Consider the following 22,407-nt stretch of genomic DNA (forward strand, 5'->3'; position numbering starts at 1 on the left):
AAAAGCCGGGCGCAAAGACCCGGAATTCCTTGTCGATAAAGGGGAGAGACTATGCGGAACCTTCTTATGGCGGCCAGTGCCGCCTGCGCGCTTGCTGGTGCGCCGGCCATGGCCCAAGACTTCGATCTAACTGGCGGTAATCTTTATATATTCGGTGATAGCCTGTCAGACACAGGCAATATTCTCGCGACACTCGGCTCGGGCGGCCCGCCGGTCTATTTCAATGGCCGCTTCTCCAATGGCCCGGTCTGGCATGAAGCCATAGCCGGCAATCTGGCCCTATCGCCGCTCCTGGGCGGTATTGTTGGTGATCCGAGCAACGGCATTAATTTCGCCCATGGTGGTGCGCGCACCAGCGCCTTCGATATTGCGCCCGGCGTACCGCTGCCCGGTTCGCTGGAGCAGGCTCAGGCCTATGCGAGCCTGGTTAGTGCCGGCGCGATTACGGCGCCCTCTGCCAGTGATGTTTTCGGCGTCTGGATTGGCGGCAACAACTTCCTGTCTGGCCTGAGCACGGGCTCGCTGCCGGATATTCCGCAAGGCGTGGGTGAGGTCCAGGCGACGCTGACGACGCTGGCCGATGCCGGCGCGCAGCAATTCCTGCTCTTCAATCTGCCTCTTCTGGGCAATTCGGTTGATATGCCGGGGGAATTTGTCACTCCGGTCAATATCGCCTCAAGACAATTCAATGAGGGCTTGCGCGAGGTCGATCGCGCCGTCACCGCCTCGCATGGTGTCGACATTCTGTACATCAATATCGAAGCGCTGTTCGAGGATACGCGGCTTAATCCGTCCCTGTACGGTTTCACTGAAAGCGTACTCGACTGTGTCAGCCAAGGGCTGTTGCTGCAGAACTGTCCAGATACCTGGTCGGATTATGACGGTATCCACCCGACCCGGGCCAGCCATGCCCTCATAACCAATTTCGTTTTCGCCAGCGTAACCAATTACAATGAAGGCGCAGCAGCGCTCGTTCGGTGAGTGAAGCCTTTTATGAAACCGGCCTGGCCATCCGGACCTCAGTGCGCGATGGAGCCCGCGACTATCGCCATGCCGGCAGCGCTTATCTGATAGGCCGTACGCTTGATGGTAGTGTCGATCAACCCGGCCGCTCCACCGATTATAATGGTGAGCTTTATGGCATAGGCCTCAGCCAGAAAATCCATGACAGTGCTTTCTATGTCGGCGGCCAGGTCGGCTGGCTTGATGCGGCTTCCACCGGTCAGGGCTTGCTGTCCACGGCGAGCGAGATCGAGCAGATGTTCGCAGCACTTTATGGCGGTTTTGCTGGCGAGCGTGTTTATGTCGCGCTTGCGGCGGGTCAGGGTAATGGTCAGGCAGATACAAACCGCACTACCGCCTTTGCCCAGCGCAGTCAGGTGGAAAGTGAACGGGATCTGGATCTCACCTTCGCATCGCTTGAAGCGGGTTATGGGCTGGATCTGACTGGGCTTGATTTGACGCCCTTTATAGCCATCGCAACGGCTGATTATGAAATGGCGAAGACGAGCGAGATCGGTCCGCTTTTCGCAGGCCATATCAATGCCACATCCTTCACTTCGACCACGGTCAGCTTCGGTGCACAACTTGATTGGGACGCGTCAGAGCGTGTCGGCTTCAATTTCAGCGCAGAGCGTGTGGAAGAAACCGAAGGCGACCGCACGGTCTCACTCCTGCTCAATGATGTCGATTTGTCGAGCGCTGCCATCTCGGTTGCCGATGAGAGCTGGACGGAAGTCTCCGCAGGCCTTGATGCCCAGCTGACTGAACGTCTCGGCCTGGCCGTCGAGGTTGGTGGTCAGTTCGGCGACAATACCGACAATTCATACGCTCAGCTCATGTTGCGCTGGCGCCGCTAGAGCGTTTTCGGGGCCTGTTAGACGAAAATGGGCGGGTCTCCAGAGACCGGGATTGAACCTCTCTCAAGCCGCGAGCTGACGCCGTACTGGTGGAATGGCGTCAACTCGCGGCCTGCGTGGACCTCAAACTTGGACTTTGGAGACCCGTCCGGTTTTGTCTGACAGCACCGCCACTCAGACCGGCAGGTCTCGTCTCTTTCCATAAACTGGCAATTTCTTCCCCAAGTTTCCGGGGCTTGCGAAGCCGTGTCTGGAACCGAGACCGATCCAACTCACCGCAATACTCCCGAAAACCCCGAAAGTCTCAAACCGCCATGTTCGGTGATCCGGGTGCTGGAGTCGCCGCATGATAGGCAATGTGGATTATTGCCGTGTGCGGACAAGCATTTCGAACGCGGCGGTACCATTGCCGACAATGGAAATCGATTATGCAGCTGCCACCCATTCACCGTCTTAGTGGTCGATTCCAGGATCGCGCGCAGGAGCGGGCATTTGTTCGGGCCAACTGGTCTGGCATTCAATTACAAAGTGCTCTGACCCTGATCGGATTTTCGCTGGCCTGGCTTATATCGCTGGCGACGGACGTGACGTATCTGAGCAATAGTGATTGGTTCGTTCCCGTCGCCGGGTCACGAATCTGGTCGGGAATATTTGGGCTTATCTCCGGGATTTGGTTGTTGCGGGCCAAGCTCGAGCCCGGCGCAGATCTCGCAGCGATATTGGTCAACACCTGGGCTTTGCTGTCGATTGTGACCGCTGCAACTGTGGCCTCGATTTACCCGCTTGTTGAATCAGATGCGGGGGGATTTCCAGTGTTCTGGTCTTTACGAGTTTCTGGATGTCTATACAGGTGCTTGGGCTTGCCATCGCTTTGGCCCATTGGAACCGCGCGATCGTCGTTACAGCGTTAGCCTATCTGATTATCTATACCAGTTTGGCACTTTATTGGTCTCCTCGCCTGCCGGAGCCCATGCTCGGGACGGGTATTCTTGTGCTGACGGCGTGTGTGTTTGCGGTCATTCTTTCCGCCCTGTTTCCTTATCGGGCGCGGCATTGACACTATCTGACCCGGCTCTATGAGGAGGCCAAGCAGGAGGCTGAAAGAGCACAGGAATTCGCGACGTTTCTCCTGGCTGCAACGGGACATGACATTCGTCAGCCGGTCTATGCGCTTGACCTTAACGCTACGCTGCTGGAAGAGCAGATCGAGAAACGCGATTGGGAGAATGCCCAGAAATTCTCACGAAAGCAGCGTGACATGCTACGAAATGTGGCGCGCATGCTCTCCTCGGTGCTTGAGTTGTCTTATCTGGACCGGGATCGAGGGCGAGTGGAAGGGGAGGACGTTGCGACTGTTGCTCTGTTTAACTCGGTCCGCTCGGCGTTTCAGGACGTCGCGGTCAGTCGCAACATCACTTTGAAAATTGTCGAAAGTTCAGCCGTTGTCCGCGTGGATCCGGGTATCGTCGAACACATTCTCACTAATCTGGTCGCCAATGCCATCTATCATTCAGGTGGCGATCGGATCTTGGTCGGTGCGCGCGCCGGCGCCGAACAGATCGAAATCCTTGTTGCTGACAATGGCAAGGGACTGGGGTCCGCACCGCTTCACATGACCGGGCAGAGTTTACAGAAACTCGTCCAAGATCCATCTCGCCGCCATTCGGGACTGGGATTGGAAATCATCTTCCGGCTCGCCGAGAAAGGCGGGTTGGTGCTGAGTTTGGACGCTGAGCCCGGGCGCGGCGTTGTTGCACGGCTGATATGTCCGCGGGCCGGTCTCGCCGGATAGTCTCTTGTCACAGGGGCGACGCATCTGCCGGTTTTGCGAGAATGGGGGTACACCCCCTTTCTCGCACTGCAGTGATCTCGATCGTCTGACTTCGGTCGCCAGCGGCACCACGTTGGAGTTTGACAGGTTGCAGCGCCCGAGGGCGATGACCTGCTCTGCAACTAGCCGGTTCCAGTGCAACGGTGATCAGCCTATCGCGGAGTACAATGCCTCCATCGCGGCCGTCTGGCCACCCAGCGCTTCCGCAGTCAGCTGGCCCGTCTTACGCTCAGTTTCACTGAGCGTAAGACCTTGGCGAGTTCATCCAACTGTTACGCAGCGCCTTTCGTGGTTCTAGTTGCTCTCGATGCCCACAAGCGGTGTGAAATGCTCGGCGCTGAAACTGTAGGCTGGTGAGGCGATGCCAGCCCGGCTGGACGAGACGGTCAGCGAGTAGCCGGAGCCGGAACATTCTCCCGGCGTTTCCGGAAGGGCGCGGTTGAACACCATCAGGGCGGTGTAGTCATTGCCGGTCGTGTCGATGACACCTTCGCTGCCCAGCGGCGTGACGTGAACCTGGTCGCCGGAATGCGTGAGGGCGACAAGTTCCAGACTGGCATCGCTCTCGAGTGCGATGTTGTAGCGTCCGTCCATAGCCAGCTCGATATAGTTGGCGCCGGTCTGTTCCAGCCCGCCCTTGGTGGTCCAGCGGCCTTCCTCGCTCAGCGTATGCTGCAGGCGAACAGAGGTGTCGAAATGCGAGGCCAGGTCGTAATCACGGGCAAAATTCTGGGCGCGCCAGCGCAGGACGGCATCAAGAAGTGTCGTATCGGCCGTTTCCAGCGCGGCGGACATGGTCTCGAACCCGTCCATGTCGACGGTATTCTCCCAGAAGCGCACGATCATGTTCTCGCCATGCACATCAGCAATGGACTGAAGCAAGGTCCATTGAGCGTAGTCATAACCTTCCTCGTGCGTCGTCCAGCAGATTTCCGGCGCCTCATAGTCGGTCGCGACATAATCCGTGGCATCCTGGTCGGAGCCGACGGTGACGGTTTCAATCCAGGAAGCCGTGGACTCGTAGAGCCAGCCCAGCGCTTCCTCGGAATCATAGCCGAACTGGATGACATGGTTGAATTCGTGCGTTGCGGTCGCGCGCATCAGGCTGAAGGCTGATGCTTCCTTGCCCAGGCCGCGGAAATCATTCTCGATCTGCAAGACTGCGCGCGCTGCAGTGTTTTCGCGCGTGTCGGTATGGGGATTGTCGAAGGTGACCTGTACCGGGTAGGCCACGCCCAATGCGCCATCGGCGTCGGCGATAAAGACGCGATACATGCCATCTTCGTCGCGGACCGGTTCTGCCCAGCCCATCCGGTTGATCTGGATGTCGAGGAGTTCCTGCAGCGCGTCGCCGACCTGAATGGCATATTCCTCTGAAGACGCATCCACGCCGTCCAGCGTGTAGTGAACGACGAAGTCATCCGTGGTGATGATGCGGGTTTCGCCGCTCAGCGTCACCACCCGGTCCAGCAGGTCTTGCAGGACCTGAACGACAGACCGGTCGACATTGAGGATCTGAAGCTGGAATTCACCCGAGCTGTCGCCGCTGCGATAGCGTTCCATGGACACGGTATAGGTGCCACTCTCACGCGCCGTGTGGCCAACGGCTGAGTTCAGCGAGCCGTCGCCACGATCATCATTCAGAGCCACCGGATTGCCTGATGGATCGAGCAGACGCAGGACGGTGTCGAGATCGCCACTTGTTGTCTCCGCGACGGCATAAATCGTCTGGCCTTCAGACACCTCAATCGGATAGGCGATTGTCTGGGTCTCGTTGTCGATCTGGCCGGTATGGGCCTCGATCAACTCGCCCTCAATGGTCGAGAAATCGAATGGCACCGAGGCGTGGGGGTCCGTCGCGAGCGACAGGACGATGTCACCCGAGCCGGTATTGTTGAAGGTGCCTGGCTGAATCTCGACGCGCATGTCTTCCGAAGCCTGGAAGATGATCTGCGAGTTGAGGACACCCGGTTCCATGTCGTCATTGACCGCCAGCACCTCGCCGTCAGCGGCGTAGAGTGTCAGTGTCGTGTCGAGCTCATCGCCAAGCGCGAAGGTTGTCGCGACCAGAATGTCATCTGCGGCCAGATCTACCGGAATGCGGTGGTCATTGCCGCGCCCCAGCGTCAGCTGGTCTTCGGAAATGCGTGTGGCGTCGCCAGAGAGACCAACTTCCAGACCAGCAGTGACGTTCAGTTCAAACGAGCCGGTCGCGTCGCCATAACCGGAGACGGAAGCGGTATAATCGCCGCTTTCACTGGGCATGTAGATGATCTGGGACTGAAGCGAGCCGGACGGCATGTCATCGTTTTCAGCCAGTGGTTTACCGTCTGTGCCCAGCAGACGCAGGATGGTGTCGAAATTCTCGTCTGAATACGTGGTCAGCGTGACCAGTTGGCCGGCTTCCAGCGACACGGTGAACTCGGCGGAACCGCCTTCTTCACTGATGCTGCCGGAGAAATCCTGGCCGATCGCAGGCAATGTGATGGCGGATCCGGCCATCAAGGCAAACATGGATGTAAGAACGGTATGACGCATGCGAGCTTCCCCCTGCTCATGGACCGGCAACGGCCGGTGAATAACGACATTCGGTGTAGCGGTTTGCCATCGCTACAACAAGCCGTGTGACGGACGGCTGAACGATCATTCTGTCGTGGCGAGGTGGGGTTGCAGGCGATTGATCGGGTGCGGCAACAAAGTGCCGGCCAGTCCCGGATCGCGCCTGCGCGGTGGTTATTGCTGTCTTGTCTCCCGCGTGCTCGTTTTTGGGATGCGAATGTCCTCGACAAGGTCCTGGACACCTTGCGGCGGTGCCTGGGTTGTCAGGGCCACGCCGGTTGCTGTCAGGAAACTCACGATCATGCCGACCGTGCCGATGCCTTCCGGTGAAACCCCCATGAACCAGCCTTCGCTTGTACCCGGGGGCAGGTTGGGCAGGGCACCAAACAGGCCGAGCAAGGCGACACCTCCCAGGAGACCCGCAGCAACGAGCAGAGATGGTGTCGATTTGTTCTCGGTTCGTGTCCCCAGGAAGAGGATGCCCGCAGCGATCGCAAGGATCATCGCAAGCACACCTGTGACCAGAGAGGAGAAGCCGATCTTGAAATGGATGATGTAGAGTCCGGTGGTCAAAAGCCCCGTCACCATTCCAGCGATTGCGCCCTCCCGGTTCATGCGTTTCCAGAAGATGCCCATGAAGATCACGGGGAAGAAACTTGCGGCGGCGAGGCCAAAGGCGAAGGCCACAACGGCAGCCACAAAGCCCGGCGGGTAAATGCCGGCCAGGATGGCGATCAGGACCGCCGCAACAGCTGCGCTGCGAGCGACCAGCAACTCCTTCGCCTCGCTGAGGTCCGGCAACAGGACTTTCTTGCAGAGGTCATGCGATACCGCTGATGATATCACCATCAACAGGCCAGCAGCGGTTGAGAGTGCTGCCGCGAGACCGCCGGCGACAACCAGGCCGATGACCCAGGCTGGTAATCCGCCGATTTCGGGATTGGCCAGGACGAATATGTCGCGATCCAGCGTGGTGACTTCGTTTTCATCGGGGTCGGCGCGGTACTGAATCCGGCCATCTCCGTTTCGATCGGTGAAGCCGAGGAGGCCGGTGCGTTCCCAGTTGTAGAACCATTCCGGCGTCGCGCCTTCTGGCAGCTCACTGGCCGAGATGTCTCCCCGGGCGACCTCTTCGGAATAGGCACTCTCATTGACTGTTTCGATGAAGTTGGAGCGGGCGAAGACGGCCACTGCGGGGGCTGTTGTGTAAAGAACGGCGATGAAGACGAGGGCCCATCCGGCAGACTTGCGGGCATCGGAAGCCTTCGGGACCGTGAAAAAGCGAATGATGACGTGCGGCAGGCCGGCTGTGCCCACCATCAGGGCCAGGGCGATGGCAAAGACGTCGAGCTTGCTCTTGAGGCCCTGCGTATAGGGTTGGAAACCCAGATCCACGAGCGTCCGGTCAAGGTTCAGCAGGAGCGGCGTTCCATTCTCCGCATTGCCGATGAAGCCGAGCTGCGGAATGGGTGTGCCGGTGATCTGGAGGGACAGGAAAATCGCCGGAACCATGAACGCGAATATGAGAACGCAATACTGCGCGACCTGGGTGTAGGTGATGCCTTTCATGCCGCCGAGCACGGCGTAGAAGAGCACAATTATCGCGCCGACGATCACGCCGATTTCGATGGGCACGTGCAGGAAGTTGGAGAAGGCGATCCCGACCCCGCGCATCTGGCCGGCGATATAGGTAAAGGAGATGAACAGCGCGCAGATGACTGCTACGATCCGCGCGGCCTGGCTGTAATATCGATCACCGACAAAATCGGGCACGGTGAACTTGCCGAACTTGCGCAGATAGGGCGCCAGCAACAAGGCCAGCAGCACATAGCCGCCGGTCCAGCCCATCAGATAGACCGAACCGTCATAGCCGGAAAACGCAATGATCCCGGCCATGGAGAGGAATGACGCTGCGCTCATCCAGTCTGCCGCCGTCGCCATGCCGTTGAAGACGGGCGGGACGTCGTGTCCTGCGACGTAGAAGTCATTGGTTGATCCGGCCCGGGCCCAGATGGCAATGCCGATGTAAAGACCGAAGGTCGCGATGACGAAGAACGCGGTCCAGAGCAGTGTGGAATCCATCATTGCCCCCTAGTCGTTATCGTCACTGATGCCGTACTTCCGCTCGATCTGCTGCATGCGAAAGGCGTAGACAAAGATCAGGCCGACAAAAACGAGAATCGCGCCCTGTTGTGCGAACCAGAACCCCAGGGGAGCGGCTCCGATCGAGAACTGGTCGAGCCACTCACGCGCCAAAATCCCGGCGCCAAAGGAAACGGCAAACCAGATCGCCAGCAGCACGCCCATCAAGGCGAGGTTTTCACGCCAATAGGCACGTGCGGCATCCTTGGACATGCCTGTCGATTGCTCGGTCACGAATTCCCTCCCCGTGTTCATTTCATCTATATGGTCAGTCGCAGAGCGGGGAAAGGATGCTGGCGAAGGACTTGAATCTATTTGCCCTTTCTCCGGGTTTCCAAAACCTCAATGTGGTGTTTCCGAAAGATTCAGCTTGTTTTGCTAGCGTTTGAACATGGCGGTGAACCTATCAGGAGACAAAGAGCTCCGGCCCATCGTCATTTGTGGATACAGAAAGTGTGGGGAGCCAAGAAATGGCGACTATCAATACCAATGCGGGTGCCATGGTGGCGCTGCAAAATCTCAATGCAACCAATCGCGACATCACCCAGGTCCAGTCTCGTATTAATACGGGCCTGGCAGTAGCGTCCGCCAAGGACAATGGTGGTGTCTATGCTATCGCCCAGAAAATGCGCGCGGACGTAAAGGGTTACGAGGCTGTCGGCAATTCGCTCGACCTGGCCGCGTCGACCGTGGACGTTGCGCTGGCAGCGGGTGAAGCGGTTTCGGATATTCTGGTCGAGATGAAGGAAAAGGCCCTGGCGGCGTCTGATGCCTCGCTGGATACGGCGTCTCGCAACGCGCTGAACGAGGACTTCAAGGCCCTGCGTGACCAGGTTGGCAAGATCGTGTCGAACGCGTCGTTCAACGGCACCAACATGATCAACAACTCGGTGACCTCGATCTCGGCCCTCGCCAATGCATCCGGCTCCTCCACCATTTCTATCCAGGACGAGAACCTCTCCCTGGGCGGCGGTGTTGTAACCCTCGGCGCGACGGCTTCCTTCGAGTCCGCTGGCGCGGCCAGCACGATCGCTGGTACGATCTCGACCTCGATCAACAATCTCAACTCGTCCCTGGCGCGTCTGGGTACGGCGTCCAAGTCCCTGGGCATTCACAAGGACTTCGTTGGCAAGCTGTCTGACTCCCTGGAAAAGGGTATCGGCAACCTCGTCGACGCTGACCTCGCCAAGGAAAGCGCGCGTCTGCAGTCCTTGCAGGTGAAACAGCAATTGGGTGTACAGGCCCTGTCGATTGCCAACAGCGCTCCGGCGACGATCCTGGGTTACTTCCGCTAATTGAAGCGCGAATAGCCAGAACAGATGAGGGCCCGGACCGGCAACGGTTCGGGCCCTTCTCGTTGGAAATCAGGCCCACACTTCCCGGTAAAGCGCGACCATGTCGGCCTGACTGGGCGGGCGCGGATTGTTGGCCGGGGAGCCAGAGGCTGCGGCCTGTTCGGCCATTGTTTCCAGAAGTGCGTGATATCGTTCCTCGTCCAGGCCGTATTCCGACATGGCGGGCACGCAAAGCTCTTCATTAAGAGCCATCAACTCGTCGACCAGCTTCGTGCACGCCGCCTCATCTTCGAGATCGGCTGAAACAACTCCCATCGCGCGGGCGCATTCGGCATAGCGCGCGGGTGCCCCCGGGATCGACCAGCGTGTGATGGCGGGCAGTAACATGGCGTTGGAAAGGCCGTGGGGCACATGGAAAAATGCGCCTATCGGCCGGCTCATTCCGTGAACAAGGGCGACCGAGGCATTGGAAAATGCCATCCCGGCCAGGGTCGCACCCGCCATCATGGCCTCGCGGGCAGCGTGGTTGTCCGGGTTGTGAAAGGCCGTGCGGATATTCGCCGCGATCAAACGCATGGCCCCCAGTGCCTGCTGGTCGGAAAAGGCATTGGCCTTGCGGCTGACATAGGCCTCGATGGCGTGGGTCAGGGAGTCGATGCCCGTATCGGCCGTGGTCCGTAGCGGCACGGTCAGGGTCAGCTCATAGTCGACGATGGCCGCCGCAGGCATGAGGCCGGGTCCCATGCACAGCATTTTCTCATCGGTTGTTCCATCCGTGATCACCGTGACGCGGGTCACTTCCGAGCCCGTGCCCGCCGTTGTCGGTATGGCGAACACAGGCGGCCCCTTGTGGGTGATGATGTGCGGAACCTTGAGCGCATGCATCGGCATATCTGTAGCCAATCGCGCGCTCATGGCCTTGGCGGTGTCGATGGCACTGCCGCCTCCCAGCGCGACCAAGCCGTCGAACTGATCGGTGCGGTAGACTGACAATCCGGCCTCGACACAGGCGACGGTCGGTTCCGGAACCGTGTCGAGGAAAATGCCACTGGCCAGGCCGGCTTGTTCCAGCAGGCCTTTGACCCGTGACAGATAACCCAGCTCGTCCATCACCCGGTCGGTGATGATCAGCGGATGTTTGCAGCCCGTCCGTGCCAGGGCGTCCGGCAATTCAGCCAGGGCGCCGCCCCCGATCCGTAGATCCGGGGTCAGGTCGATGCGGGCTACGGACAAGGGTCAGCCCTCCATGCCGAATTTCAGGCCGGCATGGGTTTCAAGCCGCTCGATCAGGGCTTCACCCATGGCCGGGGCCGGTGTGTAGACACCGCCAGATGTCTGTGAGCGATCCACATTCTGGACCAGGCACAGAGCCGCTTCGGCAATCATCTTGGATGTGGAGCCATAACCGGGGTCCTTGTCGCCGCTGACACCCGCGGTTAGCCGAGCACCGTCGGCGGCAAGACCGGTAAACATGGCGTCGTAGAAGCCGCTTTCCCGCTCTTCCTTGCTCGGGCCCTCACCAGGCTTGGGCGGGTTTTCGGCCATCGATTTGTCATTGGCGATCATGTTGGCAAATTGCTCGCCGTTGTCGCCGGGCCCGGTTGCAAACATCTCGTCATAGACAAAGTCCTCGCCATAACGATGACCCAGCAGGGCGTTTGAGCGATGCACATTCTTGGTGTTGATCGACGCCATGATGAAAGGCGCGGACCAGGTGTTCAGATCTTCCTCGAAAATCACCTTGCTGCCGGAGGGTTGGCGCGGGCCATCGAAATCCGGCACCAGGCTGAACGGATCGCGTAGGCGATTGATAACCTCCGGTTCCTTGGCGGCACGCGCCATGGTCTGGGCAAAGCTTGCTGCTGTGCCGCCGGAGAAAGTGCCCTTCATCTTGCGCACACGGCCCTTCACGCGTTGCAGAGGCGCGCCGGTCTGTTTGATCGCGTGCTGTTGCAGGAAATAGACGCCCAGATCAAACGGGATGGAGTCGAACCCGCATGAAAGCACAATGCGCGCACCGCTTTCGCGGGCCGGCGCATCATAGGTGCGGATGATGTCGTGCATCCAGGCCGGCTCACCGCACAGATCGACATAGTCCGTGCCGGCCGCGACGCAGGCTTTTACGAGCGGTTCGCCATAAAGCTGGTAGGGGCCGACTGTCGTGATGACGGCGGCGGTGTCCTCTGCCATCGCCTGCAGGGAGGCCGGGTCGGAACTGTCCGCAACAATCAGTGGCGTATCTCCCGGGGCGCCAATCTCGTCGCGAACGGCGGCAAGCTTGTCAGCGGAACGTCCCGCCATCGCCCAGCGAACCGAGGATCCGTATTCGGCAACCAGGTATTCGGCCACGAGGCGGCCGGTAAAGCCGGTGGCGCCAAAGATAACGACGTCAAATTTGCGCTGGGTCATGTTCAGTCCTGAGATTTGCGGGGAAGTTTTGCTTTTTTCGGAACCCGCAAGGTGGGGGCTTCGGATCGACAAGTCGAGACAGGCGCGCAGAATTTCTTGTCCTCTCTGGGCCGAGAGAATTCAGGAAGCACTAGTCGGCGCTTCGTTTATGACAACAAGAAACCTGCTTTCACCTCTGGCCTCGATCACAGGGGATCGATGAAGGAGCTCTGTTTCAGCATTGTTGGGCCAGCGCTTGCCCCTGAGGATGATCGGGGCGCCAGTCGGGACGGAACCGGCTGTCAGCGGCTGGTCGTGATCCTGATCCGCAAAGCCATACTCTGTGCCCGGGCCTTTGTAGGTGCAAATCAGGCGCGCTTTGACAACATCCTTGTGAAAACGGCGACAGGCATCGTCTCTAACGGGTTCGACCCGGACCATGAGTGTGTCGGTGGAAAGCAGGCGGGCCATGGCCATGCCGAGCTCTGCGATGTCGGTCGCCAGCCATTCTCGGCTGTTGTGTGAAAGCCCGCTCCAGCTCTCCAGAATCGCATCCACATGGCGCCTGATCCCTCCAGCATCGGAGAGAAACCGTTCTGGCACAGCGCCAGCCATATTCCAGCTTTGCATTTCCACAGCAACGTATGAGGGGAGTTCACGACCCCAGATGAGGCCCTCGGCGCCGCGTTCGAGCAGAGGCGCGAATTCGCCCATGCTTGTCACGGGGAGCAGTGCATCGGCCCGCATTTTCGTATCCGGGGTCGGCGTGCTCACTCGGCCGCTTCGGCGCGCTGCCAAACGGGAAAAGGATCAGCCATGTCTGGAATGTTGTGCGGCGAGTAGGCCTGAATTTCAGGCAGAAGAGCCGAGTCCAGCTGTGCCTTCAGTGCAGGCCAATCAATGCCGGCCCCGATGAAGACGAGTTCCTGGCGACGATCTCCGAACGGCTCCTGCCAGTGGTCGGCCAGATAGGCGTCGACGCCGGCTCCCTGAGGCCAGTTTTCACGCGGAACGCTCGCCCACCATGTGCCAATTGGTTCAACACTTGAGAGCGCGCCTGCCATCGAAAATTCGGCGACCCAGGTGGGACGGGTTGCGAGCCAAAAATGTCCTTTCGCGCGGATGACGCCGGGCAGCGGCCCGTTCAGAACGGCATGGAGTCGATCTGGTTGAAAGGGGCGGCGTGCTCGATAGACGTAGGATGACACACCGTATTCTTCAGTCTCAGGCGTGTGGTCTGCGTAGCCATATAACTCCTTGGCCCACATCGGGTGTTCATGTGCCTTGGCGAAATCGAACAGACCGGTGTTGAGGATCGCTTCTGTTGGGACCTCGGAATAGTTGGTTTCGAGTATTCGGACGTCGGCGTTGAGGCTACGGATGATCTTGCGGGCCGCATCGACTTGATCCGGTCGCGCGTCTTTCACCTTGTTCAGAATGATGATGTCGGCAAACTCGATCTGGTCGGTCAGTAGATGAACCAGGGTGCGGGCATCTTCGTCGCCGAGGGATTCCCCAAGGTCTTTCAGGAAGTCATGACTGGAAAAGTCACGCAGAAGGTTCACGGCATCGACGACCGTCACCATTGTGTCGATACGCGCAACATCTGACAGGCTCTCGCCTTCCTCGGTCCGAAAATCAAACGTCGCGGCGACGGGCAGTGGTTCGGAGATGCCTGTTGATTCAATCAGCAGGTAGTCAAAGCGCTTTTCCTCGGCAAGGCGTCGAACTTCCGCAAGCAGATCATCTCGCAGCGTGCAGCAGATGCACCCGTTGGACATCTCTACGAGCGTCTCATCTGTTCGGCTCAGCTCCGTTCCGTTGCGTACGAGCTCCGCATCGATATTCACTTCGGACATGTCGTTTACGATCACGGCAACCCGCAGCCCTTCCCGATTGTTCAAAACCCGATTGAGAAGGGTTGTTTTGCCGGCGCCGAGAAACCCGGACAGAACGGTGACAGGCAGGCGTTTGTCTGTGGTGGAGGCCATCTGGAAATCCCTTCGGCATCGAGAGTTGACGGGAGTGGTTTCGGAAACGTTATAATATAACATGTTCGTGAACAATATCGGGACTGCTCAGCCCATGCGGGACGCGTTTGCGAGGATTAATGGGTCTGGCGAGGGCACCGTGCTCGGCCGGGATCGGGAAGAGCGGCACAGGATGATTAAGGAAAATCAACCGACCGGAAATGTCGCCGCGGCCTCACGAACGTAAAAGGGTTCAAGCGGCTAGAGCCTACCGAACCACAATTCCCGCATTCAAGTCATTACTGAGGGGTCGAGCGTGTTGCGCTCGGATAATCATGAAAACGATCAAGAAGCTTAATCGCTCCGCCATCAAGTTCGCTGCGGCCAGTACGCTGGTATTCGCGGCACTCGCCGGGCCGGCAATAGCCCAGGACACCGCGCCGGCCGTTGACGAGGCCTATGTCTGGGACCTGACCCCGTTCTACCCGTCCTACGACGACTGGGATGCCGAGCTGGAACGCCTCCAGGGCGAAGTGGCTGGTCTTGCGGCCTATGAGGGTCGCCTGGATGAAGCGCAGACATTGCTCGAAGCACTCGATGCGCAATCCACCTTCTATCGCGAAGTTCTGCGTGTGTGGACCTATGCCTCGAACACCCGGTCCACCAATCTGGGAGATCCGGATGGCCAGGCCATGGTTGGCCGCGTTCAGGCCCTGTTCCAGCAGGCCGCCGCCGCACAGAGCTATATGGCGCCGGAAATTGTGGCCCTGGGCGAACGTCGCATTGAAGGCTTCATTTCGCGTGAAGATGGGCTCGCCAAACATGCCCGCGGCCTGCGAGATACGCTTCGCCAGGGCGAGCATGTCCTGACCCCGGAAGCCGAACAGGTGCTCTCATTGATGGGGATTGCGCTTGGCGCGTCCCAGAATGCGCGCAACCTGCTGGCCAATGCCGAGATCGAATGGCCGACCATCACGCTGAGCGACGGCACCGAGGCGCATCTAACGCCGGCCGGCTATGGCCTCTATCGGGAAGCGCCCAACCGCGCGGACCGGGAAGCGGTCTTTGATGCTTTCTGGGGTCGCTGGTCTGATTATGAAAGCACGTTTGGCGCGACGCTGAACGGCGAGGTCCAGGCCAATGTTGCGACGGCTCGCGCCCGCAATTACGACAATACGCTCCAGTATTTCCTGTCCGGCGACAATATCCCGGAAGAGGTCTATCGGACTCTTGTCCAGGTCACCAATGACCGCATTGATGTCCTGCACCGTTACTTCCGCCTGCGCGCCCGCATGCTGGAGATTGAGGATCTGGGATATCACGACATCTACCCGGCACTGGTCGAGACGGATCTGAGTTTCCCGATCGACGAGACACGTGAACACGTGCTGGCCTCCATGGCTCCGCTGGGGCCGGAATATGTAGACAGTTTTGCAGCGGCCTCCCAAGAGCGCTGGATGCACGTCTACCCGCAGCCTGGCAAGGCATCGGGTGCCTACATGTCAGGCTCGGCCTACGACGTTCATCCGCTGATCCTGCTCAATCACCAGGACACCTATAACAGCGCATCGACCTATGCCCACGAATGGGGCCACGCGATGCACCAGGTCCTGACTAATGAAAACCAGCCCCACGAGCTGTCCAGCTTCTCCATCTTCACCACGGAGATCGCAGCCATTGCCCAGGAGCTGATGCTGCAGGAGCACATGCTCGAACAGGCCGCGAGCGAGAATGAGCGTCTCTTCTATCTCGGTTACGCCCTGGAACAGATGCGTGGCACCTATTTCCGCCAGGTGATGTTCTCGGAGTTCGAAGTCGCCATTCACGAAGCCGTGGAGCGTGGCGAGGCGATGACCGGCGCGCGCATGACCGAGATCTATGGTGAGATCCTGCGCCGATATCACGGCCATGATGAAGGCGTCCTCACCATCACCGATCGGGAGACGATCGAGTGGGCCTATATTCCGCACTTCTATTTCAATTTCTACGTATACCAGTATGCGACCTCGATAGCGGGTGCCGCGTACTTCGTGGATCAGCTGGAAGACGGTGGTGACCAGGCTCGCGAGACCTATCTAGATTTCCTCAAGGCCGGTGGCTCCGATTATCCGGTCGAGATCCTGCGTGATGCAGGTCTCGATATGACGTCGGCCGATCCCTACAATGCCGTGATCGATCGCATGGTGGCGGTGATGGACGAGATCGAGGCCATCCTCGACGCGCGCGAGCAATAAGCCTCGGAGCATTCCCGAACGCAGGCGCGGCGGAGCTCCACTCTGCCGCGCCTTTCTTTTGGTGCAAATAGCTCAGTCTGCTCGGCCGCGATGACAAACGGGGTGGTGGCTCAGGCCTGGATTTGCTCGTTTCGTCCCAGATAGAACACACCGAGCCTGAACACCGCCAGAGCTAGACCGGTCACGGAACTGGCGATCAGCAAGATCACCATGTCCGGCTGATAGAGGCTCAGCGTGTTCAGCGGCACGCTGAACAGGTTGGGAACCAGGCTGAGGAAGGCCCAGCTCATCGTGCCGGTAGTGAGCAGCGGGAACCAGAGGCTGAAATGACCAGACACGCCTGATTTCGCCCGCAAGCCGGCCCTCAGCAGCCAGGCTCCGACAATGCCTGCAACGAAGAAGACCGGCAGGCTCATCAACATGACAAAGAAGAGTTTCGCTGACAGCTGGCTGCCAACGCTGACATACGGATCGTCCAGGGCGATCGCCGGAATGCCGGACAGGAGATCCGCTGTGAGGCCAAACCCCATGCCGCTGCTAGCATTGACCAGAACCACGACGCCCCGACCTTCAGATAGGGACAGCGCCGCAATCGTCTCGACGCCCGGGCTCAGGCCTGTGTGATAGGCATCACCATTCTCGACATCGATGAACCAGCCCAGCCCGTAGAAAGGTGATGCCACGTTTGCGGGTTGCAGCATCAGGGCTTTGCTCTCGGCACTGATCAAATCGTCCTGGCCATTGGTCATGATGGCCAGGTAGCGAGCGACATCGGCAGCACTGGCGATGACACCGCCCGCAGGCGCCATGACACGTGATGTCCTGCGGTCTGCGACTGGCCGACGGCCGGTAAACCAGGGTGGATGCCCGGTCGCGATGGTCTCGTGAACCTCGCCGTCAGCAACAAAACTGCTGTTCATGCCGGCGGGTTCGAGGATTTCGCTTTCGATATAGTCTGCGAAAGTCGCCCCGCTGACCACTTCGACAAGCCGGCCAAGGATCAGGTAGTTGGCGTTTGAGTACCACCAGCGCTGACCCCTCTGCGCTGCCGGAACGAGCTCTGCGAGTCGGTTAACACGGGCAGCAAGCTCGTCCGATCCGCCGGTCTGGTCGGTGTGGGATTGATTGCCCTGCAGGGTCGAGTAACCGCTGGTATGGCTGAGGAGTTCACGCACGGTGATCGCCGCGCCGGCCTGGCCGTTGAATTCCTCGAGATAGGTCGAGATCCCGGCATCCAGGGAAACTTCCCCGGCCTCGACCAGCTGCATGACGGCCATGGCCGTGAAACTCTTGGAAATTGACCCCAGCTGGAAGGGCGTATCCGCTGTGACGGCTCGTCCGCTGCCTAGGAGCATTTCGCCTCGGGCACTGGTCTGGACAGTGCCTCGCTCAACCACCGCATAGGCCAGGCCTGGTGCCGATGATGTCGGCATGGCCTCGTCTACCAGGGCCTCGATGGCCTGCATGGTCTCCCCGGATTGCGCGTTGACGGGGCTGGTCAGGACCAGGGCTGTTAGCAATGAGAGCAAGCGCCACATCTAGCAGGGCCTCCGCGAAAAAAAGGGCGAACAAATCAACTGAGGCCCGAACCTAACCCAGGCCCGTGGCAGTGGCTATTCGGGAACATCCGAACAGGAACGCAGCGCATGTCCCGCGTTTCGTATTCGTTTGAGCGATTGTTGAACGGGATAGTGGCGGAGAGAGAGGGATTCGAACCCTCGGAACGCTTGCGCGCTCAACGGTTTTCGAGACCGCCCCGTTCGACCACTCCGGCACCTCTCCGCGGGGACAGGCGTAATGGCTGAGTGATCGGATAAAATCAAGGGCCGGCGCTGTGCTTGCGTGCTGTCAGCAGTTTGATCTGCCTGTGCAGATCGTAATTTGTGGTTTGCCCTCAGAGGCGGTTCCGTGCCGAGGTGGCGAGTTTTGTTTTGGGGGAGCCGATCGTGCGTGTCCTGTTGAGTTTGATTTTTTCCAGCCTGGTCCTGACCGGGTGTGCGAGTTCATCACTGACCGATGAGGAACGCGCGCAGCGTGCGGAAGAGCGCCGCGTGGAGCGCGATCACCCTGCCGGTGATGTATGCACGGGCCGACGTCTCTGCAGATAGTGTCCAAAAACGCCTGTCGTGATTGACTCTCATGGCTGGCTGCGTATAACGCCCGCTCCTGCCCGCATGGCGCTTGCCTTGCGGGCCGGTTTTATTGCCACAACGCTGCGCCACAAACGCAGTGAAGAAAAAGGACCTGCGGAGCGGTTTGGCCAGGGTGGCCGGCAGCGGACCGACAGGATCGCACAAAAGGAATTCGATCATGTTTGCAGTGATCAAGACCGGCGGCAAGCAATACCGTGTCGCCACCGGAGACGAGATCCGGGTAGAAAAACTTGAAGGCCAGGCTGGCGACACGCTCGATATGGGCGATGTTCTGATGCTTGGCGGCGAAGAAGGTGTGACCGTTGGTGCTCCGACGGTTGAGGGCGCGCAGGTTATCGGCGAAGTGCTGGTGACTGATCGCGACCGCAAGATCATCGTCTTCAAGAAGCGCCGTCGCCAGAACTACCGTCGCACCAAGGGCCACCGCCAGTGGGGCACCACGGTTCGCATCGCGGAAATCGTTGCGCCGGGCTCCAAGGCCAAGACGAAGCTGAAGACCACGACCGCCGCTCCGGTTGTCGAGGACGCCAAGACGGAAGCGCCGAAAGCCAAGGCTGCTCCGAAAAAGGCCGAAGCCAAGAAGGCCGCGCCGAAGAAGGAAGCTGCTGCTCCGGCCGCCAATGATGACCTGACCCAGCTGACCGGCGTTGGCCCGGCCCTGGCGAAGAAACTGAACGAAGCAGGTGTCACGAGCTTTGCACAGATCGCAGCTTGGACCGACGCAGACATGGAAGCCCTCGGCGTAACGGCGAAAGCCGAGAAGGGTGACTGGATTGCTGCTGCCAAAGCTCTGGCAGCGAAGTAGGAGGACTAGTCAATGGCTCACAAAAAAGCAGGCGGCTCATCCCGTAACGGACGCGACTCCGAAGGCCGGCGCCTTGGTGTCAAGAAATCCGGTGGTCAGCACGTGATCCCGGGCAACATCATCATTCGTCAGCGTGGCACCAAGGTAAATCCGGGCGCCAATGTTGGCATGGGTAAAGATCACACGCTCTTCGCACTGACCGAAGGTCGCGTGAAATTCCAGAAAAAGTCTGGCGGCAAATCCTACGTATCCGTAGAGCCGATTGCAGACGCAGCCGAATAGAACGGTTCATGAGATATCGGACCGTTCGCTTGAACAGCGGGGTCCGACGAGCGCAATAGCGCAAAAGGGGAGACGGGCCACCGTCTCCCCTTTTTGTTTCTCCCCGGGTGTTTGATGGAGACGGACATGGGTCCGCAGATAAGAACCGAGAGAACGTTGTTGCGTTTGCCCGAGCTGAGGGATGCCCCGGCCTTGTCGCGTTTTGCCGGAGATATCGATGTGGCGAAGATGACCAGCCGCATCCCCTCGCCCTACCCGCTGATCTCTGCCGAGATCTGGGTGTTGCAAACGCGGGCCGGATGGGCGCCGGGTCGCAATACGTCCATGACGGTCGAGATGGACGGTGAGCTGGCAGGCGGGGGCGGCGTGTTCCGCCGCGCGCCCGACAGCGACTGGGAGATCGGTTACTGGATCGCCAAGCCCTTCTGGGGGCAGGGGCTGGGGACCGAAATCGGCCGGGCCCTTGTGGATTATGCGCGAACCGAACTGGGCGCAGGCCGCGTGGTCGCCGGACACTATGCTGACAACCCCGCTTCGGGGCGTATCCTGCAGAAGCTGGGCTTTGAATACACCGGAGAGGAGCCGCACCTCTTCTCCATGGCACGAATGGGCCGTTATCCCTGCAAGAGCATGACGCTGGTCGGCGAAAAGCAAACGGCAGCGTAGTGAAAAGATGGCTTTTGAAGCGCTTCCGGCTATACAGGCTCAAAGCAAGGTAACAGCATGAAATTCCTCGATCAGGTCAAAGTCTTTGTGAAATCCGGGAACGGAGGAGCCGGTTGTGTCTCCTTCCGACGGGAGGCCTATGTCGAATATGGCGGTCCGGATGGCGGTGATGGCGGCAAGGGTGGCGATGTCTGGGTCGAGGCGGTTGAAGGTCTCAACACGCTGATCGACTATCGCTACCAGCAGCATTTCAAGGCCCAGGTCGGCACGCACGGCATGGGCCGCAACAAGACGGGTGCCGGTGGAGACGATGTTGTCCTGCAAGTGCCTGCGGGTACGCAGGTCCTGGACGAGGATAATGACGAGGTCCTGGCTGACCTCGTAGAGATCGGCCAGCGTGTCATGCTCGCCAAGGGCGGTGATGGCGGCAAGGGCAATGCCCGCTTCAAATCCTCTACCAACCAGGCCCCCCGCAAATCCACCCCGGGCTGGCCGGGCGAGGAGCGCTGGCTCTGGCTGCGCCTCAAGCTAATCGCGGATGTCGGCCTGGTCGGACTGCCCAATGCCGGCAAGTCGACATTCCTGAGCGCGGTCAGCCGCGCCAATCCCAAGATTGCCGCCTATCCCTTCACCACGCTTTATCCCAATCTGGGGGTGGTTGATCTGGGGCCGGGCTCGCGTTTTATCGTGGCTGATATTCCCGGTCTTATCGAGGGTGCGCACGAAGGTGCCGGCATCGGCGATCGTTTCTTGGGTCATATCGAGCGGTGCGCCTCCCTCATCCACTTGATTGATGGCACCCAGGAAGACCCGGTCAGCGCCTATCATACAGTCCGCCAGGAATTGCTGGCCTATGGTGGTGGTCTGGAAGACAAGGCCGAGATCATCGTTCTCAACAAGACCGATGCCATGACAGATGATGACGCAGCAGAGCGCGCCAAGGCGCTTTCCGAGGCGATTGGGCAGCCGGTCGTGCAGATGTCTGGCGTGTCCGGGTCCGGTGTTAAGCAGCTCTGCTCCGCAGCCTGGGACATGGTCAAGCTGGAGCGTGCCGAGGAAGTAGCCGCCGCTGCTGCCGCGGAAGCCGGTGACGACGAAGAGCCAGGCTGGGCGCCGTGACACGGGCTGCGTTCACTTCTGTCCGCAGCCTGGTCGTGAAAGTCGGTTCCGCGCTGCTACAGGAGGGACCGGCCGCTTTCCAGAGAATTGCCGATGATATCGCCGCCTTGCATGCGCAGGGTGTCCGGACGACGATTGTCTCCTCCGGTGCGGTGGCGCTCGGTCGACCCAAGCTGGGGCTACGCAAGGGCGGGCTGACGCTGGAGCAGAAACAGGCTGCCGCCGCCGCGGGGCAGACCCTGCTGGTTGACGCCTGGGCGAGGGCGTTCGAGCCGCACAAGCTACAGACGGCGCAGGCTCTTATCACGCTCGACGTGACTGAAATCCGCCGTCGCTGGCTCAATGCACGCTCCACGCTCAACACCCTTCTGGACCTGGGCGCCGTGCCGGTCGTCAATGAGAATGACACCGTCGCGACCGAAGAAATCCGCTATGGCGACAATGACCGGCTCGCTGCGCGCGTGGCGCAGTTGGTGGGGGCGGATCTGCTGGTCTTGCTGTCGGATATCGATGGTCTCTACACAGTCGACCCGCGCAATGACCCTGGGGCCCGAAAGCTGAGCGAGGTCCCCGAGATCACGGACGAGATCCTGGCCATGGCGGGAGATGGCAATGCCGAGGCCGGGGTCGGGACCGGTGGCATGGTCACCAAGCTGGCGGCTGCCGGCATTGCGGCGCAATCGGGCTGTGCTACGGCGATTACACATGGTGCCCACGACAAGCCTATCCAGTCCCTCGCAGATGCGGGACATGGCAGCTGGTTCTCAGCGCCGGAAGGCATGCGGATTGGTCGGACATCCTGGCTTGCCGGCGCGATCGACCCCAAGGGATCCATCCAGGTGGATGATGGTGCCGGAAAAGCGGTGCGCGACGGCAAGTCGTTGTTGCCGGTGGGGGTGACAGCTGTCTCTGGTCAGTTCGAGCGGGGCGATCCGGTGATGATCGTCTCCGCCCAGGGACAGGTCATTGCGCGGGGCATATCTGCCTACGACGCCAATGATGCGCGCTTGATTGGCGGGCAGAAGACTGATCGAATTGAAGAAATCCTCGGATATAAACGAGCGGCTGCCCTGGTGCATGCCGACGATATCCTGCTCAGCTAGC

The 22,407-nt window shown here is 59.7% G+C and carries 20 protein-coding genes and 1 tRNA gene; 11 read left to right on the top strand and 10 right to left on the bottom strand.

Features of this window, described 5'->3' with window-relative positions; translation table 11 throughout:
• Window positions 1-51: 51 nt before the first annotated feature.
• The 4 genes from SIC17_RS08900 (at window position 52) to SIC17_RS08915 (ending at window position 3,651) form a co-directional block, all read left to right on the top strand.
• Complete coding sequence (locus tag SIC17_RS08900) at window positions 52-981, top strand: SGNH/GDSL hydrolase family protein (RefSeq protein ID WP_412545135.1); 930 nt, start codon at window positions 52-54, stop codon at window positions 979-981.
• Complete coding sequence (locus SIC17_RS08905) at window positions 978-1,859, top strand: autotransporter outer membrane beta-barrel domain-containing protein (RefSeq protein WP_412545136.1); 882 nt, start codon at window positions 978-980, stop codon at window positions 1,857-1,859. The genes SIC17_RS08900 and SIC17_RS08905 overlap by 4 nt, the downstream gene beginning before the upstream one ends.
• 838 nt (window positions 1,860-2,697) lie before the next feature.
• Window positions 2,698-2,916, top strand: coding sequence for a hypothetical protein (locus SIC17_RS08910; RefSeq protein WP_412545137.1), 219 nt, complete (start codon window positions 2,698-2,700; stop codon window positions 2,914-2,916).
• A gap of 201 nt (window positions 2,917-3,117) precedes the next feature.
• Window positions 3,118-3,651 (top strand): sensor histidine kinase, encoded by a 534-nt coding sequence (locus tag SIC17_RS08915; RefSeq protein WP_412545138.1) that lies wholly within the window; start codon window positions 3,118-3,120, stop codon window positions 3,649-3,651.
• A gap of 333 nt (window positions 3,652-3,984) precedes the next feature.
• Here the strand turns inward: SIC17_RS08915 and SIC17_RS08920 are convergent, their stop codons facing one another.
• The 3 genes from SIC17_RS08920 to SIC17_RS08930 all read right to left on the bottom strand — a co-directional run bounded on the left by SIC17_RS08920 (window position 3,985) and on the right by SIC17_RS08930 (window position 8,604).
• Entirely contained in the window at window positions 3,985-6,228 is a 2,244-nt protein-coding gene (locus SIC17_RS08920; RefSeq protein ID WP_412545139.1) for a DVUA0089 family protein, read from the bottom strand.
• A 195-nt stretch (window positions 6,229-6,423) separates the two neighbouring features.
• Complete coding sequence (locus SIC17_RS08925; protein ID WP_291891095.1) at window positions 6,424-8,331, bottom strand: sodium:solute symporter family protein; 1,908 nt, start codon at window positions 8,329-8,331, stop codon at window positions 6,424-6,426.
• 9 nt (window positions 8,332-8,340) lie between these two features.
• Window positions 8,341-8,604, bottom strand: coding sequence for a DUF4212 domain-containing protein (locus tag SIC17_RS08930; protein WP_412546914.1), 264 nt, complete (start codon window positions 8,602-8,604; stop codon window positions 8,341-8,343).
• A 257-nt stretch (window positions 8,605-8,861) separates the two neighbouring features.
• On the opposite strand from SIC17_RS08930, the gene SIC17_RS08935 reads away from it, so the two are divergent.
• The gene (locus SIC17_RS08935; protein WP_291891097.1) at window positions 8,862-9,686 is read left to right on the top strand and encodes a flagellin; all 825 of its coding nucleotides are present in this window, start codon (window positions 8,862-8,864) and stop codon (window positions 9,684-9,686) included.
• A 69-nt stretch (window positions 9,687-9,755) separates the two neighbouring features.
• On the opposite strand, the gene SIC17_RS08940 is transcribed toward SIC17_RS08935, so the two are convergent.
• The 4 genes from SIC17_RS08940 to SIC17_RS08955 all read right to left on the bottom strand — a co-directional run bounded on the left by SIC17_RS08940 (window position 9,756) and on the right by SIC17_RS08955 (window position 14,065).
• Window positions 9,756-10,919, bottom strand: a complete 1,164-nt coding sequence (locus SIC17_RS08940; RefSeq protein WP_412545140.1) for an iron-containing alcohol dehydrogenase — start codon at window positions 10,917-10,919, stop codon at window positions 9,756-9,758.
• Window positions 10,920-10,922: 3 nt separating this feature from the next.
• A complete protein-coding gene (locus SIC17_RS08945; RefSeq protein ID WP_412545141.1) occupies window positions 10,923-12,095 on the bottom strand; it encodes a saccharopine dehydrogenase family protein in 1,173 nt (390 codons plus the stop codon).
• Window positions 12,096-12,215: 120 nt separating this feature from the next.
• Complete coding sequence (locus SIC17_RS08950; protein ID WP_412545142.1) at window positions 12,216-12,848, bottom strand: DUF1826 domain-containing protein; 633 nt, start codon at window positions 12,846-12,848, stop codon at window positions 12,216-12,218.
• Window positions 12,845-14,065, bottom strand: a complete 1,221-nt coding sequence (locus tag SIC17_RS08955) for a GTP-binding protein (protein WP_412545143.1) — start codon at window positions 14,063-14,065, stop codon at window positions 12,845-12,847. Before SIC17_RS08955 ends, SIC17_RS08950 begins: the two co-directional genes overlap by 4 nt.
• 314 nt (window positions 14,066-14,379) lie before the next feature.
• Between SIC17_RS08955 and pepF the strand changes: the two genes are divergently transcribed.
• Entirely contained in the window at window positions 14,380-16,278 is a 1,899-nt protein-coding gene (gene pepF / locus SIC17_RS08960; protein WP_412545144.1) for an oligoendopeptidase F, read from the top strand.
• Window positions 16,279-16,388: 110 nt separating this feature from the next.
• On the opposite strand, the gene SIC17_RS08965 is transcribed toward pepF, so the two are convergent.
• From SIC17_RS08965 to SIC17_RS08975, 3 genes are all read right to left on the bottom strand, one after another.
• Entirely contained in the window at window positions 16,389-17,807 is a 1,419-nt protein-coding gene (locus SIC17_RS08965) for a serine hydrolase domain-containing protein (RefSeq protein ID WP_412545145.1), read from the bottom strand.
• A gap of 163 nt (window positions 17,808-17,970) precedes the next feature.
• Window positions 17,971-18,060, bottom strand: a tRNA-Ser gene (locus tag SIC17_RS08970).
• A gap of 224 nt (window positions 18,061-18,284) precedes the next feature.
• Window positions 18,285-18,590 carry a hypothetical protein gene (locus SIC17_RS08975; protein ID WP_412545146.1) on the bottom strand — a complete coding sequence of 102 codons (306 nt, stop codon included), beginning with the start codon at window positions 18,588-18,590 and terminating at the stop codon, window positions 18,285-18,287.
• On the opposite strand from SIC17_RS08975, the gene SIC17_RS08980 reads away from it, so the two are divergent.
• The 5 genes from SIC17_RS08980 (at window position 18,589) to proB (ending at window position 22,406) form a co-directional block, all read left to right on the top strand.
• A complete protein-coding gene (locus SIC17_RS08980; protein ID WP_412545147.1) occupies window positions 18,589-19,236 on the top strand; it encodes a 50S ribosomal protein L21 in 648 nt (215 codons plus the stop codon). The two genes, SIC17_RS08975 and SIC17_RS08980, sit on opposite strands and share 2 nt — an antisense overlap.
• A 12-nt stretch (window positions 19,237-19,248) precedes the next feature.
• Entirely contained in the window at window positions 19,249-19,518 is a 270-nt protein-coding gene (gene rpmA, locus SIC17_RS08985) for a 50S ribosomal protein L27 (RefSeq protein WP_291891105.1), read from the top strand.
• Between the two features lie 156 nt (window positions 19,519-19,674).
• Window positions 19,675-20,184 carry a GNAT family N-acetyltransferase gene (locus tag SIC17_RS08990; RefSeq protein WP_412545148.1) on the top strand — a complete coding sequence of 170 codons (510 nt, stop codon included), beginning with the start codon at window positions 19,675-19,677 and terminating at the stop codon, window positions 20,182-20,184.
• Window positions 20,185-20,241: 57 nt separating this feature from the next.
• Window positions 20,242-21,303 (top strand): GTPase ObgE, encoded by a 1,062-nt coding sequence (gene obgE / locus SIC17_RS08995; protein ID WP_291891107.1) that lies wholly within the window; start codon window positions 20,242-20,244, stop codon window positions 21,301-21,303.
• Entirely contained in the window at window positions 21,291-22,406 is a 1,116-nt protein-coding gene (proB, locus tag SIC17_RS09000) for a glutamate 5-kinase (protein WP_366940049.1), read from the top strand. The genes obgE and proB overlap by 13 nt, the downstream gene beginning before the upstream one ends.
• Window position 22,407: the final 1 nt, after the last annotated feature.

This window comes from Maricaulis sp. MIT060901 (assembly GCF_047123815.1).
Classification (GTDB): Bacteria; Pseudomonadota; Alphaproteobacteria; order Caulobacterales; family Maricaulaceae; genus Maricaulis.

What these genes read in the sequence shown, in the direction of transcription:
- SIC17_RS08915 (WP_412545138.1), top strand. Translation starts at nt 3,118, where the DNA reads ATGCTACGAAATGTGGCGCGCATGCTCTCCTCGGTGCTTGAGTTGTCT.
- rpmA (WP_291891105.1), top strand. Translation starts at nt 19,249, where the DNA reads ATGGCTCACAAAAAAGCAGGCGGCTCATCCCGTAACGGACGCGACTCC.
- SIC17_RS08930 (WP_412546914.1), bottom strand. Translation starts at nt 8,604, where the DNA reads ATGTCCAAGGATGCCGCACGTGCCTATTGGCGTGAAAACCTCGCCTTG.
- SIC17_RS08945 (WP_412545141.1), bottom strand. Translation starts at nt 12,095, where the DNA reads ATGACCCAGCGCAAATTTGACGTCGTTATCTTTGGCGCCACCGGCTTT.
- SIC17_RS08975 (WP_412545146.1), bottom strand. Translation starts at nt 18,590, where the DNA reads ATGATCGAATTCCTTTTGTGCGATCCTGTCGGTCCGCTGCCGGCCACC.
- SIC17_RS08925 (WP_291891095.1), bottom strand. Translation starts at nt 8,331, where the DNA reads ATGGATTCCACACTGCTCTGGACCGCGTTCTTCGTCATCGCGACCTTC.
- obgE (WP_291891107.1), top strand. Translation starts at nt 20,242, where the DNA reads ATGAAATTCCTCGATCAGGTCAAAGTCTTTGTGAAATCCGGGAACGGA.
- SIC17_RS08955 (WP_412545143.1), bottom strand. Translation starts at nt 14,065, where the DNA reads ATGGCCTCCACCACAGACAAACGCCTGCCTGTCACCGTTCTGTCCGGG.
- SIC17_RS08920 (WP_412545139.1), bottom strand. Translation starts at nt 6,228, where the DNA reads ATGCGTCATACCGTTCTTACATCCATGTTTGCCTTGATGGCCGGATCC.
- SIC17_RS08900 (WP_412545135.1), top strand. Translation starts at nt 52, where the DNA reads ATGCGGAACCTTCTTATGGCGGCCAGTGCCGCCTGCGCGCTTGCTGGT.
- SIC17_RS08935 (WP_291891097.1), top strand. Translation starts at nt 8,862, where the DNA reads ATGGCGACTATCAATACCAATGCGGGTGCCATGGTGGCGCTGCAAAAT.
- SIC17_RS08910 (WP_412545137.1), top strand. Translation starts at nt 2,698, where the DNA reads ATGTCTATACAGGTGCTTGGGCTTGCCATCGCTTTGGCCCATTGGAAC.
- pepF (WP_412545144.1), top strand. Translation starts at nt 14,380, where the DNA reads ATGAAAACGATCAAGAAGCTTAATCGCTCCGCCATCAAGTTCGCTGCG.
- SIC17_RS08980 (WP_412545147.1), top strand. Translation starts at nt 18,589, where the DNA reads ATGTTTGCAGTGATCAAGACCGGCGGCAAGCAATACCGTGTCGCCACC.